Origin of the sequence: Pseudomonas sp. UYEF17, assembly GCF_040546125.1 — a bacterium.
Classification (GTDB): domain Bacteria; phylum Pseudomonadota; class Gammaproteobacteria; order Pseudomonadales; family Pseudomonadaceae; genus Aquipseudomonas; species Aquipseudomonas putida_Z.
This window is the reverse complement of the sequence record NZ_JBEPNE010000027.1, coordinates 35,762-51,347: the sequence shown is the minus strand read 5'-3', so window position 1 is coordinate 51,347 and position 15,586 is coordinate 35,762. Positions and strand designations below refer to the sequence as shown.

13 protein-coding genes are annotated in these 15,586 nt (G+C 65.7%); 7 read left to right on the top strand and 6 right to left on the bottom strand.

Going from position 1 to position 15,586, the window contains the following annotated elements:
* Positions 1–184 precede the first annotated feature (184 nt).
* From ABIB24_RS25425 to ABIB24_RS25410, 4 genes are all read left to right on the top strand, one after another.
* Positions 185–1,261 carry a metal-dependent hydrolase gene (locus ABIB24_RS25425; RefSeq protein WP_354317525.1) on the top strand — a complete coding sequence of 359 codons (1,077 nt, stop codon included), beginning with the start codon at positions 185–187 and terminating at the stop codon, positions 1,259–1,261.
* A gap of 3 nt (positions 1,262–1,264) precedes the next feature.
* Complete coding sequence (locus tag ABIB24_RS25420) at positions 1,265–1,957, top strand: TraX family protein (protein WP_354317524.1); 693 nt, start codon at positions 1,265–1,267, stop codon at positions 1,955–1,957.
* Between the two features lie 244 nt (positions 1,958–2,201).
* A complete protein-coding gene (locus tag ABIB24_RS25415; protein ID WP_025339048.1) occupies positions 2,202–3,113 on the top strand; it encodes a LysR family transcriptional regulator in 912 nt (303 codons plus the stop codon).
* Between the two features lie 100 nt (positions 3,114–3,213).
* Positions 3,214–4,197, top strand: a complete 984-nt coding sequence (locus ABIB24_RS25410) for an LLM class flavin-dependent oxidoreductase (protein ID WP_354317522.1) — start codon at positions 3,214–3,216, stop codon at positions 4,195–4,197.
* A 165-nt stretch (positions 4,198–4,362) separates the two neighbouring features.
* On the opposite strand, the gene ABIB24_RS25405 is transcribed toward ABIB24_RS25410, so the two are convergent.
* From ABIB24_RS25405 to ABIB24_RS25390, 4 genes are all read right to left on the bottom strand, one after another.
* Positions 4,363–5,460 (bottom strand): alkene reductase, encoded by a 1,098-nt coding sequence (locus ABIB24_RS25405; protein ID WP_354317520.1) that lies wholly within the window; start codon positions 5,458–5,460, stop codon positions 4,363–4,365.
* 235 nt (positions 5,461–5,695) lie between these two features.
* On the bottom strand, positions 5,696–6,706 hold the full coding sequence (locus ABIB24_RS25400) for an aldo/keto reductase (protein WP_274078886.1): 1,011 nt from the start codon (positions 6,704–6,706) through the stop codon (positions 5,696–5,698).
* 71 nt (positions 6,707–6,777) lie between these two features.
* The gene (locus tag ABIB24_RS25395) at positions 6,778–8,298 is read right to left on the bottom strand and encodes an FAD-dependent oxidoreductase (RefSeq protein ID WP_354317518.1); all 1,521 of its coding nucleotides are present in this window, start codon (positions 8,296–8,298) and stop codon (positions 6,778–6,780) included.
* A gap of 199 nt (positions 8,299–8,497) precedes the next feature.
* A complete protein-coding gene (locus ABIB24_RS25390; protein WP_274078888.1) occupies positions 8,498–9,826 on the bottom strand; it encodes an MFS transporter in 1,329 nt (442 codons plus the stop codon).
* A 163-nt stretch (positions 9,827–9,989) separates the two neighbouring features.
* Here ABIB24_RS25390 and ABIB24_RS25385 point away from each other — a divergent pair, with 163 nt between their 5' ends.
* Together ABIB24_RS25385 and ABIB24_RS25380 are read left to right on the top strand one after the other, a co-directional pair.
* Entirely contained in the window at positions 9,990–11,087 is a 1,098-nt protein-coding gene (locus tag ABIB24_RS25385) for a sugar diacid recognition domain-containing protein (protein WP_025339054.1), read from the top strand.
* A gap of 224 nt (positions 11,088–11,311) precedes the next feature.
* Entirely contained in the window at positions 11,312–12,451 is a 1,140-nt protein-coding gene (locus ABIB24_RS25380) for a glycerate kinase (RefSeq protein ID WP_286101852.1), read from the top strand.
* 141 nt (positions 12,452–12,592) lie between these two features.
* Here ABIB24_RS25380 and ABIB24_RS25375 read toward each other — a convergent pair whose 3' ends face one another.
* Entirely contained in the window at positions 12,593–13,522 is a 930-nt protein-coding gene (locus tag ABIB24_RS25375) for a LysR substrate-binding domain-containing protein (protein ID WP_137163887.1), read from the bottom strand.
* Between the two features lie 205 nt (positions 13,523–13,727).
* On the opposite strand from ABIB24_RS25375, the gene ABIB24_RS25370 reads away from it, so the two are divergent.
* Entirely contained in the window at positions 13,728–14,645 is a 918-nt protein-coding gene (locus tag ABIB24_RS25370; protein WP_274078905.1) for an SMP-30/gluconolactonase/LRE family protein, read from the top strand.
* On the opposite strand, the gene ABIB24_RS25365 is transcribed toward ABIB24_RS25370, so the two are convergent.
* Complete coding sequence (locus tag ABIB24_RS25365) at positions 14,635–15,585, bottom strand: site-specific integrase (RefSeq protein ID WP_274078891.1); 951 nt, start codon at positions 15,583–15,585, stop codon at positions 14,635–14,637. The genes ABIB24_RS25370 and ABIB24_RS25365 overlap by 11 nt on opposite strands.
* Between the last annotated feature and the right edge of the window lies 1 nt (position 15,586).

Sequence of the window (15,586 nt, the reverse complement as noted above, 5' to 3'; positions counted from 1 at the left end):
ATTCTTCGCGGCTAAAGCCGCTCCCACAGGGTACGCGGATTGCTTGCAATTTCAGTTATCTACGCGACAGCGCAGCCCAAAGGGCTGGGCCATCTCCCACAATGAAAACCCATAACCAAGGGAATTGCGCATCAGGGCAGGATGAAGGTAGCTTCTGGAAACCACCTTTTCAGGAATGCCACCCTTGGACTCCATCACCCAGGCCGTACTCGGCGCGGCCCTGCAGGGTACCGTACTCGGCCGCATCCAGGGCCGCCGCTCACTGCTGTATGGTGCGGCGCTGGGCACGCTTCCCGACCTGGACGTGATCATCCGCTACGCCGACCCGGTGTCGCAGATGACCTACCACCGCGGCTTTTCTCATTCCCTGTTCGTGCTCACCGGGCTGGCCGTGCTGCTGGCCTGGCTGGTCAACAAGTGCTGGCCAGGCAAAGGCTATACCTTGCCCAGGCTGTTCCTGGCGTTCTGGCTGGTGCTGGTCACCCACCCGTTGCTCGATGCCTTCACGGTCTACGGCACGCAGTTGTTCTGGCCTTTGCAGGCCACCCCGGAAAGCTGGGCAGCGGTGTTCATCATCGACCCGGTCTACACCGTGCCGCTGCTGGCCGCGGTGATCTACGCAATCATCAAAGGGCTGACGCGCAAGGCTACGCAGCTACTCACCTTGGCCCTGGTATTCAGCGCAGCCTACCTGGGTTTCGGCCTGGCCGGACGCATGGCGGCCGAGCAGCGTTTCCAGGCTGCCCTCGATCGCCAGGGTATCGCTGTCAGCCAGGTACGTGCCGTGCCGATAGCCTTCAACAGCCTGGTCTGGCGGGTGCTGGCCAAGACCCCGGATGGTGATTACTACGAAGGCATCAGCAGCGGGTTCGACCAGCAAGCGCCAGAAATGCAGCGTTTGCCGCGTAATCTGCAGCTGGCGCAAGCGCTGGCCGGCCACCCGCTGCACCAGCGCTTGCGCTGGTTCACCGATGACTGGCTGCGCTACGACCAGGTCGGCGATGCGCTGGTGGTCAGCGACCTGCGCATGGGCATCCCGGGGAACTACACGTTCCGCTTCAACATGGCCCACCGAGACAGCCAGGGGCACTGGATTGCCGATGTGCCGTCGATGTGGAAGGGCGCTGGACCAGGGGCGGCGTTCAATGGCGACGACCTGGTGCTGATCTGGCGACGGATCGTCGAACAGCAGCCACCCTTGCCGCTGGCTGCCTGGACCGACCGTTACCTGGGCCCTGGCGCAGTCGAGCCCGGGCGCTGAGGCATGCGATCAGCCGGGCTGGACCTGGTCAAGTGGACGGCGATGCTGAGCATGGTCGCCGACCACCTGCGTTTCCTGTGGCCTGCTGCCGATGGCCTGTTCATATTGGGGCGGTTAGCGTTTCCGCTGTTCTGCCTGGCGATTGCAGTGAATGTGGGGCGCGCCAGGGGCGGGGCGCTGTATACCCGCGGCAACCTGCGTTATCTGGGGTTGATGCTGGTGTTCGCGGTGCTGTCGGAGCCTGTATACCGTTGGCTGGACAGTGGTTCGCCAACGTTCAGCGTGATGCCGACCTTGGTGTTGGGCTTGCTGGTTGCCTGGGGCGTGCATCATCCGTCGAGGTCGGCGCGCCTGCTTGGTGTTGCCGGTCTGCTTGCAGGGTGGTTGTTCAGCGAACAGCTGATGTACGGGCTGCCGGGGGTGATGCTGCCGGGCGCCTGGTTGATGGCCCGCCGCAAGGGAGGGGCGGCCTGGGTGTTGCCTTGCCTGTTGGCCATGGGTGGGAACCTGACCAACAGTTGGTTGCGGGAACATCTGTTGGCGCCCATTACCGTGCTGACGCTGATTGCTGCAGCCTTGGCGATTCCGGTCGGGTTGCTGTTGCTGCGTCATGATGATTGGCGGGTGTCAGCAGTGGGACGTTGGGGCTACCTGTTCTATCCGGTGCATTTATTGGTGATCAAGGTCCTCGCTTGATCGCTCTTGCGGCCACACCTGCCGTTTTGGCATGCGAAGATCATTGTAGGAGCGGCCTTGTGTCGCGAAAGGGCTGCGCAGCAGCCCCGGCAATCTTCCTGGCGATTGAAATTGCCGGGGCCGCTGCGCGCCCCTTTCGCGACACAAGGCCGCTCCTACAAATGCTGTGCAGCCTCGATAGTCCTGCTTGCATTTCACAGATTCATACCCATCTAAACCGGCCGCACCAGACTCAGGAACTCCCATGGAACCCAACCGCTTCGGCGACATCGCCGCCTTCGTCAGCGCCGCGAAGGCCGGCAGTTTTACCGCCGCCGCCGCCACCTTGGGCCTGACGCGTTCGGCGGTGGGCAAGAGCATCGCTCGCCTGGAGGCGCGCATGGCCGTGCGCCTGCTCAACCGCACCACGCGCAAGCTGAGCCTGACCGACGAGGGCCTGGTGGCCTACGAGCGCTGGCGGCAGATTCTGGATGACCTGGACGAGGTGGAAAGCACCATGGCCCAGCGCCGTGGCAAGCCCACCGGCACCCTGCGCCTTACAGCACCCCTGTCGTTCGGCCAGCGCCATGTGCTGCCGATTCTCGACCGCTACCTGAAGCAGTGGCCCGAGCTGCGTGCGGATATCCGCTTCACCGACCGTTTCGTCGACCTGGTCGAGGAGGGTATCGACGTTGCGGTGCGTATCGGTGCACCGAAGGAAGACTCGCAACTGTTGACGCGCACGGTGGCCTGGCAGCAGTTCGTCACCTGCGCCTCGCCCGCATACCTGGATGCACGCGGCGTACCGCAGGTGCCCAGCGACCTCTACGGCCACGACAAGATCGCCTTCCTGGCTGGTGAAAAGGCCATGCCGTGGCGCTTCCATACCGAAGCGGGGCTGCACCTGTGCGAAGACCCCGGGCGGCTGAACATCGACAGCTCCGAGGCGATGCTCGACGGCGCGCGGGCGGGTTTCGGGCTGATTCACCTGCCCACCTACATTACCGGCGACGACCTGCGCGCCGGCACCCTGGTGGAGGTGCTGCAAGCCTATCGGCCGCCAGCGGACCCGATTCGCATCGTCTACCCAAGCAAGCGCCACCTGTCGCCACGGGTACGTGGCTTCATCGACCTGCTGGTGGCCAGCTGGGAACCGGGCGTGCCCTGGGAATACTGATTGGGGAATGGCAGGCCCCTATGCCGGGCCTGAAGCCGGGTTTATCACTGGCTGCGCAGCAGGGAAACTGGCAGTCACTGATAATCCCTGTGGAGACCCCATGACTGCACTGTCCGTACTGGACCTGGTCATGATCGGCGAAGGCAAGACCTTCGCCGACGCGATCGAAGAGTCCCGCCAACTGGCGCGCCATGTCGAGCAAAAGCACTACAGCCGCTACTGGATCGCCGAACACCACGACATGCCGGGCATCGGCTCGGCCGCCACGTCACTGGTCATCAACGAAATCGCCAATGCCACCCGGCATATCCGCGTCGGCGCCGGTGGCATCATGCTGCCCAACCACGCGCCGCTGGTGGTGGCCGAGCAGTTCGGCACGCTCGACACCCTGCACCCTGGCCGCATCGACCTGGGCCTCGGCCGTGCGCCGGGCAGCTCCGGGCCGACCGTGCGCGCCTTGCGTGGTGCTGCGCCAGAGCGCGACTTCAGCCAGGACATCGCCGAGCTGCGCGACTACCTGGCCGACAACGGCCAGCGCCGCGTGCGCGGTGTGCCGGGCAAGCATGACATCCCAGTGTGGATCCTCGGCTCCAGCCTGTTCGGCGCCGACCTGGCAGCGAAACTGGGCCTGCCCTATGCCTTCGCCTCGCACTTTGCCCCGCGCTACCTGCTGCAGGCCATTGCCCACTACCGGGCAAACTTCCAGCCTTCGGCACAACTGGCCAAGCCGTATGTGATGGTGGGCATGAACCTGTTCGCCGCCGACAGTGACGCCGAGGCGGATTACCTGGCCAGCTCCCATCGCAAGTGGATGCTGGACTTGCATGTCGGGCGCTTCGGCCTGTTGCCCAAGCCGCAGGAGGGTTATGTCGAGAGCCTGCCGGGCCATGAGCGCGCGGTACTTGAGCAGGTGATGGCCTGCACCGTGGCCGGCGGGCCGGAGCGGGTAAGGGAAGGGTTGCGCACCCTGATCGAGCAGACCGGCGCGGATGAACTGATGATCGACTGCCGCATTCACGACCCGCTGGCGCGGCAGCGTTCGCATGCCTATGCCGCGCAGGCCCTGGCTGAACTGAGGTCTTGAAAGTTGTGGGGGGCCGTGTAGGAGCGGCCTTGTGTCGCGAAAGGGCCGCAAAGCGGCCCCCGGTTTTGTTGCCAATGTGCGGATCACTGGGGCTGCTTCGCAGCCCGTTCGCGACACAAGGCCGCTCCTACAGGTACCGAGCCAGTCGTGAATCAGGCTTCAGCATCAAGCCTGCTTGAGGAACGGATAATCCGTATACCCCTCAGCCCCATTGGCATAGTCGAACTGCGCCCGGTGCGCATTCAGCGGCGCCTGCACCCGCAGCCGCTCTACCAGGTCCGGGTTGGCAATGAAGCTGCGCCCGAACGCTACGGCATCGATCAAGCCACGCCCGATCAGGTCTTCACCTTTCTCGGCGGTGTAGGCACCGGCAGCAATGATCACCCCCGGGTAGGCCGCACGAATCGCCTGGCGGAATTCGTCACGCAGCGGCTTGCCGCCGGCCCAGTCCGGTTCGGACAGGTGCAGGTAGGCAAGGTTGCGCTTGGCCAGTTCGCGTATCAGGTACAGGCCTGCGGCTTCCTGGTCCTCGCCATTGTCCACGCCATTGAAACCACCCAGCGGGAACACACGGATGCCCACGCGCTCGGCGCTCCAGTTGGCAATCGCCGCGTCCACTGCTTCAAGCACGATACGCGCACGGTTCTCGACGCTGCCGCCGTAGCGGTCTTCGCGGTGGTTGGCGCTAGGGGTGAGGAACTGGTGCAGCAGGTAGCCGTGGGCGGCGTGCAGCTCGATGAAGTCGAACCCGGCTTCACGGGCATTGGCCGCCGCCTGGCCGAAGTCGGCAACGATGCCGGCGATTTCCGCCTCGCTCAGCGCCCGCGGCGCAGAGGTTTCCACACGCATCAGGTTGCCGTGCTCGTCACGCAGGGTAGTGCGGGCAGCAGCCGGCAGCGCCGAAGGTGCCACCGGGGCTTCGCCGCCGGGTTGCAGGGAAGTGTGCGATACCCGCCCGGTGTGCCACACCTGCACGGCGCTATGGCCGCCATCGGCGTGGATGCCTTCGTTGACACGCTTCCAGGCGGCGATCTGCTCGGCGCTGTGGATGCCCGGCGAGCCGGAATAGCCTTTGGCCTGGAAGGAAATCTGCGTGGCTTCGGTGATGATCAGCCCGGCGCTGGCGCGTTGGCGGTAGTACTCGGCCATCAGCGAGGTAGGTACGTCACCCGGCTCGAGGCTGCGCAGGCGGGTGAGGGGGGCCATGAACACGCGGTTGGGCAGGGTGAGCGGGCCGACTTTCAGGGGTTGCAAGAGTTTCATTGCTGCTCCAGAGGTGGAAAACCAATGGTGCGCACGATACCGAGGTGATTGGGGAAAGGGGGGACCGGGAGCCCGGCATTGGGCTCCCCAATTATTTGTTCCAGCAGCTTGGATGTCGCCTGTTCCGGCCTCTTCGCGGGTAAACCCGCTCCCACAGGGGTTGCACAGGCCCTGAAGGCATAGGTGATCCTGTGGGAGCGGGCGTGCCCGCGAAGAGGCCAGGACAGGAGTACGATCAGCTGCGGGCCAACCGCCCACTCACATAATGCGCCACATCATTGAACCCCGGCGTCGACGCATGCCCCGGCGTGACCAGCGAATCAATGAACGCCTCATCCTCCGCGGTAATCTTCACCGTCAGCGCGCCGCCATAGGTATCCCACTGTTCTTCCGTACGCGGTCCGACAATCGCCGAACTGACCAGCCGATTGTTAAGCACCCAGGCAATCGCGAACTCGACGATACCCACGCCCTTGGCCTCGACATAGGCCTGGATCTGCCGGGCAATGGCCAGCGACTCCTGGCGCCATTCCACCTCCATGATGCGCTTGTCCTGGCGCCCGGCACGGCTACCGGCATCCGGCACCGCCCCCGGCGCATACTTGCCGCTGAGCACGCCCCGCGCGAGCGGGCTGAACGGCACCACGCCCAGGCCATGGGCGCCGGCTGCGGTGAGTTGCTCCGGCTCGGCCTGGCGGTTGACGATGTTGTACAGCGGCTGGCTCACCACCGGCCTGGGCACGCCCAGGCGCTCGGCAATGTGGCAGGCCTCGGCGATGCGCCAGCCGCGGAAGTTGGACACGCCCCAGTAACGGATCTTGCCCTGGCGCAGCAGGTCGCCGATGGCCTGCACGGTTTCTTCCAGCGGCACCTTGTGGTCTTCGCGGTGCAGGTAGTAGATGTCCAGGTAGTCCATGTCCATGCGCGTCAGCGTGGCCTCCAGGGCATTGAAGATGTGCTTGCGCGACAGCCCGCTGCGGTTGGGCAGGCCATCGGCCGGGCCGAAGCCGACCTTGCTGGCCACGATCCAGTCCTGGCGATGGCGGGCCACCGCTTCGCCGACGATTTCCTCCGCGCGCCCGGCGTTGTACACGTCAGCGGTGTCGATGAAGTTGATGCCCTGGTCCCAGGCCTTGTCGATGATGCGCAGGGCGTCCTCGGTGCTGGTCTGCTCGCCGAACATCATGCTGCCCAGGGTAAGGGCGGAAACCTGCAGGCCACTGTGGCCGAGGGGGCGGTAGATCATGCGCTTGGGTCCTTGTGCAGTAGGCTGATCTTCCTGTTTTACACACAACCGGGGCGCAATGAAAGGCAGCCTCAACCGATCAGCGCCAAGGCCTCCTGCAGGCTCAACGGCCGCTTCAAGCGTTGCGACAGCGTCGCCATGGCATCGGAATAGCCCTTGGCGATGACCGCCTCGACCCGCTCATCCACGCATTGCAAGGCGATGAAGTCGCCTTTTTCCGGCTCGCCGACGAACTCGATGCGGTTCCAGTCCCGCGCGTGGCCCAGTACTTCGTAGGTGCGGCCGTGCTGGTAGGTCCAGAAGAACGGCACGTCGGCATAGCGGCGCTGCTCGCCGAGCATGTTGGCGGCGGCGATCACCCCATGTTGCTGGGCCAGGCGCCAGTGTTCGATACGCACCGGGCGCCCGCTGAGCGGGAAGGTGGCGATATCCCCTGCGGCCCACAGGCCATCTGCAGCGCGCATTTCAGCGTCGACTTGCACCGACTTGTCCTCGGTCAGCAGCACCCCCTGGATGAAAGCGGTCGCTGGTCTGACCCCGGTGCCCAGCAGCACCAATGGCGTCTGTAGCCGTTCACCGTTGGCCAGCAGCACGGCCTCGACCTTGCCCTGGCCCTCGATCCGCTCGACCTCGGTGGGGCCGTGGAAGGTGACCCCCTTGCGTTCGTGCAATTCGCGGATGCTACGGCCGATGCGCTCGCCCAGCTGCCGGGCCAGGGGGACCTCATGGCGGGTGACCAGGTGCACCTGCACACCGTACTTGCGCAAGGCCGAGGCGGCCTCAAGGCCGATGAAACCGTCGCCGACTATCACTGCCGGCTGGCCGGGCTCGGCAGCGTCCAGCAGGTGCGCGGCATCCTCCCGTGAGCGCAGGGTAAATACCCCGGGCAGGTCGACGCCCGGGATATCGGGCCGCAGCGCCTTGCCGCCGGTGGCCAGCAGGCAGGCGTCATAGTCGATCTGCTGGCCGTCGGCCAGGGTGATCTGGCGTTTCTGGGTGTTCAGGGTGCGCACCTTGCCATGCTTGCGCTCCAGCTGGCCCTTGCGCAGGGCGTCGGCGTCGAGCAGGGCCGGCACTTCATCGGGCGGCATCTGCCCGGCGATCACGAATTTGCTAAGGGAAGTACGATCGTAGGCTGGCTGGCGCTCCTGATCGACCCAGACCAGGCGGCCGGCAAAGCCATGGTCCAGCAGGGTGGCGACTGCGGCGCTGCCCGCGGCACCGGCGCCGACCACCACGAAACAGCGGGCGTCGCTGTGGCGGGGCGGCTCGGTTCTGGGCAGGGGTTGGTCGTCGACCCAGACCTCGTCGCCCTTGACCCAGGTTTTGTAGCGGCGCAGGTCGGCCAGGGCCGGCGGCTCGCAGACCGCGCCCTCGTCCACGGCGAACGCGGCCTTGTGCCAGGGGCACACCAGCAGGCCGCCGCACACCACGCCTTCATTGAGTGGCGCGCCTTCGTGGGGGCAGTTGCCCTGGTAGGCGTGCACCTGGTCGCCCAGGCGGATGAGGATGATCTCCTCGTTGCCGGCCTGGACGCGCAGGGGGCGGTGTTCGTCGAGTTGGGCCAGGCGGGCCACGGCGTGCTGGGTCATGGGGGTTCTCCAAAGGGACCTTTGGAACCATTTGACGCCTGGGCTGGGGAGGGGATGCGTTGAGCTGACGATCGGTGGAGGGGGGGGGATTGTGTGTGGTCTGGGCGGGCCTCTTCGCGGGCTTGCCCGCTCCCACAGGGATGCCACAGTGTTCGAGCTTGTGGTGATCCTGTGGGAGCGGGCGAGCCCGCGAACGGGTTCAACTGGCCCTTGCAGTACTCAGCGCACCAGCCCGGGTAACCCGCAAGGCCACCAAGCTACCCAGCACGATCAACGCCGCCAGCGAATACAGCGCGGCATCGGTCGAGCCGGTCTGGTCCTTGATGAAACCGACCAGGTAAGGGCTGAGGAAACCGGCCATCTGGCCCACCGAGTTTATGACCGCCAGGCCCGCGACAGCCGCGCCGGCGCTGAGCAGCGCGGTGGGCATCGGCCAGAACATCGGCAGGCCGGTGAGCGCGCCCATGGTGGCGATCGACAGGCCGAGGATGGCGATGGCCGGGTTGCCGGCGAAGTTCACCGCGATCAGCAGGCCGATGGCGCCCATCAGCATCGGCACCACAAGATGCCAGCGGCGCTCGTTGCGCAGGTCGGCCGAACGCCCGCACAGGATCATGAATACGCCGGCCAGCAGGTACGGGATGGCGCTGAGCCAGCCGATCAGCAGCGGGTTGTCGAAGCCCATGTTCTTGATGATCGACGGCAGCCAGAAGTTGATCGCGTACACACCGCTCTGGATGCAGAAGTAGACAAAGCCGAAGGTCCAGATCAGCGGGTTGGTCAGCACGGCGAGCACGCCGTCGCCGGTGGTGCTCGACTTGCTGGCGGCATCGGCCTCGAGGTCGGCGGCGATCAGCTGGCGTTCGGCCGGGCTCAGCCAGGCAGCTTTCTGGTAGCCGTCACTGAGCAGGAACACCGCCAGTACACCCAGGGCAACGGTCGGCAGGCCCTGGATCAGGAACATCCATTGCCAGCCGGCCAGGCCGTGCTGGCCGGCGGCGAAGTGTTGGAGGATCCAGCCGGAGAACGGCCCGCCGAGCAGGCCCGAAACCGGGATCGCCGACATGAACAGGGCCATGATGCGACCGCGGCGGGCCGCCGGGAACCAGCGCGAAAGGTACAGCACCACGCCCGGGAAGAAGCCGGCTTCGGCGGCGCCGGTCAGCAGGCGCAGGGCGTAGAACTCGGTGGGCGTGGTGACGAACAGCAGGCAGGTGGAGAGGCTGCCCCAGGCGATCATCATCAGCGCGATCCAGCGCCGCGGGCCGAAGCGGTTGAGTGCCAGGTTGCTCGGCAGGCCGCAGAGCACATAGCCGATGAAGAAGATGCCGGCGCCAAGGCCGTACACCGTTTCGCTGAACTTCAGGGCGTCGAGCATCTGCAGCTTGGCAAAGCCGACGTTGACGCGGTCCAGGTAGTTGAACAGGTAGCAGATGAAAATGAACGGAATCAGCCGCAGGGTGATGCGCCGGTACAGCGCGTTGCGGTTGGTGTCCGTGCCTTGGTCAGGGGCGGGGCTGTATGCCATGATCGGGTTCTCTGTTGTTATGGTTGTCGCCGCGTCGCCTGTTCCGGCGCTCGCCCTGACGAGTCTCGGGGACTGCGGCGTGCCTGTCTTTGTGCTTTTGCACAGCACTTGCACCGGGCTGCTGTGCCCGAGCCCAAAACCCTGACACCCAAAGGACCGTTCAATGTTCGAACTCGACCATGACCTGGCGCAGGATATCGTTGACCGCGCGATGGCCATTCTGCCATGCAACGTCAATGTCATGGACAGCCAGGGGTTGATCCTTGGCAGTGGCGAACCTGAGCGTATCAACACCCGCCACGAGGGCGCGCAACTGGTGCTGGCCAACGGCCGCATCGTCGAGCTGGATACCGACGCGGCCAAATGCCTGAAGGGCGTGCAGCCCGGGGTGAACCTGCCACTGATGCTGGATGGCCGATTGATGGGCGTACTCGGCCTGACCGGTGACCCGCAGCAAGTGCGTACCTATGGTGAACTGGTGCGCATGACCGCCGAAATGCTGCTGGCCCAGCGCCATTTGCAGGCCGACCAGCAATGGCGACGGCAGCGCTGTGACGATTTGCTGGCCCTGCTGCTGGGCGGCAGCGGCGATTCTCCGCGGTTGCTCGACGAGGCCCGGCAACTGGGCCTGAAACCCCAGTTGCCACGGGTACCGTGCCTGTTCGAACTGGCCTCGGGGCCAGCCGCCGAAACCCTGGCGGCATGGTTGATGAGCCGCTACCCGGACAGTTGGTGCGTAAGCCCGGCCCGCCAGTCGTTGTTGTGGTGTCGCCCGGCAGGCGTGGTGCTGGACGAACCTCGCCTGCTGGAACGCCTGCAGCGCCATGGCTGGGAAGTGGAGCGGCTGGCCCTGGGCAGTGCCGCGCAAAGCCTGGAGCAACTGCGCCGGGGTTATCGCCGGGTGCGCGACCTGCTGGCCTATGGGCGCGAGGTACTGCCCGGCGAGCGCCTGCTCAGCCTGCAACGCTACCGGTTGCCGGCATTGCTGTGGCGGCACCGCAACGATGATGCGCTGGATGAATTGCTGGAGCCGTTGCAGCGTATTCGCAGCAAGGACAGCAGCGGGCAGTTGCTCACCACCCTGCGCGCCTGGTGTGCCCATGACGGCCAGAGCCAGGCCTGTGCCGATGCCCTGGGCATCCACCGCAACAGCCTGCGCTACCGCCTGGAGCGGATTGCCGAGCTGGGCGAGGTCGACCCGCTGCGCATGGAAGGGATGCTTAGCCTCTACCTGGGGTTGCAGCTGCTGCCTGCCGATTGACATGAGACATGTAGGAGCAGCCTTGTGCTGCGAAGAGGCCCGTACTGACAATGCACATCTGTTGCCTGTACCGGCCTCTTCGCAGCACAAGGCTGCTCCTACAAAGGTGGAGGCAGCCGCGAAGGCATCTGCCCAAACAACCCGCCCGGCGTTTTGTGCATTTGACCGAGGCCTCCTTGGCAGCCACCTGTCAGCATGCCGCTCATCAGGACAGGAGAAACCCCATGAAGATCGTCATTGCCCCCGACTCGTTCAAGGACAGCCTCGACGCTGCCGGTGTCGCCCGCGCCATTGCGGCGGGCCTGGGCGAAGCCTGGCCTGAGGCCGAGCTGGTCGAGTGCCCGATGGCTGATGGTGGCGAAGGCACCATGGATGCGATTCTCGCCGCCAGCCACGGCGAACTGCGTCGTCAGACCGTGCGCGGGCCGCTGGGGCAAAGCGTGGAGGCCGGCTGGGGCTGGCTGCCGCAAAGCCGCACGGCGATCATCGAAATGGCCCAGGCCAGTGGCCTGCAGCTGGTGCCGCCAGGCCAGCGCGATGCCTGCCGCAGCAGCACCTGGGGCACCGGCGAGCTGATTGCCGCCGCCCTGGCCGCCGGCGCGCAACGGGTAGTGCTGGCCATCGGCGGCAGTGCCACCAACGACGCGGGCAGCGGCATGTTGCGGGCGCTGGGCCTGCGCCTGCTGGACGCCGATGGGCAAGCGCTGGAAGAGGGCGGCCTGGCCTTGGCCAAGCTGGCCCGCATCGATGCCAGCGACCTCGACCCGCGCCTGGCCGAGGTGCAGTTCGAAGTCGCAGCAGACGTCGACAACCCGCTGTGTGGCGCCAATGGCGCCTCGGCGATCTTCGGCCCGCAGAAGGGCGCCAACCCACAGCAGGTGCAGGCGCTGGACCAGGCCCTGGGGCATTTTGCCGACCATTGTGCGCAGCTGCTGGGTGAGGATGTGCGGGACTACCCTGGCTGTGGCGCTGCCGGCGGCATGGGGTTCGCCGCGCGTGCTTTCATGGGCGCGCAGTTCCGCCCAGGGGTGGAAGTGGTGGCCGAACTGGCCGGCCTGGATGCCTTGGTGCAGGGCGCAGACCTGGTGGTGACCGGCGAAGGGCGCTTCGACGCCCAGACCTTGCGTGGCAAGACGCCGATGGGCGTGGCCCGGGTTGCCAAGCGCCACGGGGTGCCGGTGGTGGTGCTGGCCGGGACCTTGGGTGAAGGCTACCAGCAGCTGTATGCCCATGGTGTCGATGCTGCCTTTGCCCTGGCCAGCGGGCCGATGAGCCTGGAGCAGGCATGTGCCAATGCCGCTGGGCTGCTGCGGGCGCGGGCTTGTGATATCGGGCGGCTGTGGCGCTGCGCAACGCGAACTTGATCGAGATCCAGATACCGGCGGTGAACCCTGTGGGAGCGGGCGTGCCCGCGAAACAGGCACTGCGGTTTCATGGCACCGGCTTCGCCGGTGTTCGCGGGCATGCCCGCTCCCACAGGTTTTATGCGATGTTCAGAAGCGCGGTTACTGGGAGCGGGCAAGTTGGGACGCCGTCCCGCCCAGGTTCTCGAACATGGCAATGAAGTTGGCCAGCGCCGGTGAAGCATTCCGGGCGTTCCATTTCATGTACAAGCCCAGGCCCGGGGTGGGCTGGTCGTCGATTGGCAGGATTGCTCGGAACTGCACGCGCTCGCGCGGTATGGAGCCGATGAACGAGGCCGGCACCAGGGCCACGCCAAAACCACAGGCCACCAAGCCGAGCAGGGTGTGAACCTGTGCCGCTTCCTGCACCACCCTGGGGTAGAAACCCGCCGCCTCGCACAGCGCCGTCAACTGCGCGTGGTAGCCGCTGCCCAGGGCTTGCGGGGTGAAGACGAAATCCTCATCAGCGAAATCGCGCAGGTCTACCGCCCCCTCCCGTGCTTTGGCATGGCGGGCGGGCAGGGCCATCACGATTTGCTCGTCGAGCAGCAACCGTGACTCTAGGGTGCCAGCCGGCAACGGCAACCTGCGCATGAAGCCGATATCCGCCTCACCGGCCAGCAGGGCCTTGGCCTGCACGGCCGATGGCATCTCGCGGATGGTCAGCTGCACGTTCGGGTACGCCTCGCGAAAGCGGCGCAAGGTGGTGAGCAGCGACTCGTAATAAGCGATGGAAATGGCGGTGATGTCCAGCTTGCCGCAGATGCCGGCGGACACATTGCGCGCATACTCGATGCCCTGTTCCAGCTCGGCCAGCGTGCGGTAGGCGGTGTCGAGGAAGGCCGTGCCCGCAGTAGTCAGCCGTACCCCGCGCTTGTTGCGCAGGAACAGGCTGAAACCGAGCTTGTCCTCGAGGCGACCAATCGCCTGGCTCAGCGGTGGTTGCGCCATGTGCAGGCGCGCGGCGGCCTTGTGGAAGTGCAGCTCTTCGGCCACGGCAACGAACTGCCGAAGCAAACGTGTCTCGATCATCCTGCGGTCCTTCGGCCCGGTGAACCGGCGGTGATATCCATGAGATATCAAAGTTACATGCTTTTAATATTAAGTCATTGATTTTTTTGTTGTTATCGTAGAAAGGAGAATCGAAGGTAGCCAGCAAATGCCCGTCACAGAGCCTTTCCACGACAACGTTGCGGTCTTCACCGATGCCGCACAGGGCCTGGGATTGGCCTGTTCCATGACGCTGGCGGAGGTGGGCGAACTGCGTAACCGCCTCAAGGCATGCAGCCATGTGCCAGTCAACGTCGCCAACACTCGCGCCGACCTGGGCGAAAGCCTGGTCTGGGATGAATGCAGCGGCGCGTTGTACTTCGTCGATATCTCAGGCGGGCGGATCAACCGCCTGACGCCCGATGGCGAAGCCGAGTGCCTGTACGAATCCGCGGCACGCATCGGCGCGTTGGCGTTGACCGACCAGGGCAACCTGATTTTCACCGAGGATGCCAGCGTGGCCATCTTCGACGTGCCGCTGCGCAAGGTACGCCGGCATTCGGTGTCGGTTCACCCGCGGTCGACCTATCGTTTCAACGACGGCGCCTGCGACCCGCAGGGCCGCTTCGTAACCGGGCTGATGGACGATGCCCTGAGTGGCAATACCGGGGCGCTGTTCCGCTTTGACGGGCAGTTGAGCGACCAGGTGATCCACGACGACATGGCGTTGCCCACCGGCCTGGCCTGGTCGCAGGACGGCCACACGGTGTACTTCGTCGATTCGGCGGCGCGCTCGATCTATCGCGCCAGCTACCTGGCCGAAGGCCGGCTTGGTGCGGTCACCCTGTTTGCCGAAACCCCTGCCGAACTGGGGCGCCCGGACGGCCTTGCGCTGGACCGCGAAGGCGGCCTGTGGGTGTGCCAGTACCATGGCAGTTGCCTGCTGCGCTATGACCGCCATGGCCACCTGACCGACCAGGTGCTGATGCCAGTGCCGTGCCCCACCAGTTGCTGCTTTGGCGGGGCGGGCATGAATACCTTGTTCATCAGTACCGCGCGCTTCGGCATGAGTGCCGAAGACCTGCACCACTACCCCGACGCTGGCGACCTGTATGCCATCAGCCCGGAAATTGGCGGCATCGCCCGGCACACCTTCAAGGAATGAGCTTTTGCGCCTGGCTGGCCGGTAGCACGGCCAGTTCGCCAAAGCGCTGCGCCGCGTCGATGTAGCGCAACGCCGACTTGGCATCTTTCCAGCCCACATAGCTCATCAGCGCCTTCAACTCCCAACCGTTGGCCGTGGCCCAGGTGGCGAAGCCACGGCGCAGCGAGTGGCCGGTATACAGCGCCGCCGGTACCCCGGCGCGTTCCAGCATGCGCCGCAGCAGGCCGACCAGGCTGTTGCTGTTGAGCGCGGTGTCGCCGAGGTTGCCCCAGCGGTCGAGCTTGCGGAACACCGGCCCATGGGCGATGCCGGCGACTTCCAGCCATTGCAGGTAGGCCGTGACCGGGCACAAGGCCTTGAGGGCCGGGGTGCGGTGTTGTACGCCCAGGGCCTCGCGGTCGCCCTTGCTGCGCGGCAGGAACAGGGTGATGCCGACACCCGCCTCGGCCTGGATGTGCTCCACGCGCAGGCGGGCCAGTTCATCACCCCGAAAACCGCGCCAGAAGCCCAGCAACAGCAGCGCAGCGTCGCGACGCGCCCGGCGCAGGGTGGCCAGGTCATGCTGTTCCTGGGCCTGGCGGGCTTCTTCTTCGAAACATTCCACTGCGCTTTGCAGGTGCTGCAGCAACAGCGGCGCGGCCTGCCTGGGCGGTGTCGGGTGCAAGGTGCGGATGCCGCGCAGCACCTGGCGCACCAGCGGCGCCTTGGTCGGGTCGGGGAAACCTTGGGCGACGTGCCATTGGCTGAGCGCCGCCAGGCGCTGGCGCAGGGTGCTGACGGCATGCTGGTCGGCGTGGTCGGCCAGGTAGCGGGCGATGCTCTCGGTCGTGGCCGGCAGAAAACCGCCCCAGTGGGTTTCGAAATGCTCGATGGCGGCCTGGTAGCTGCGCCGGGTGTTGTCACGGGTGGCGGCGCGGAGGTAGCGCTCGATGTCGGTCATG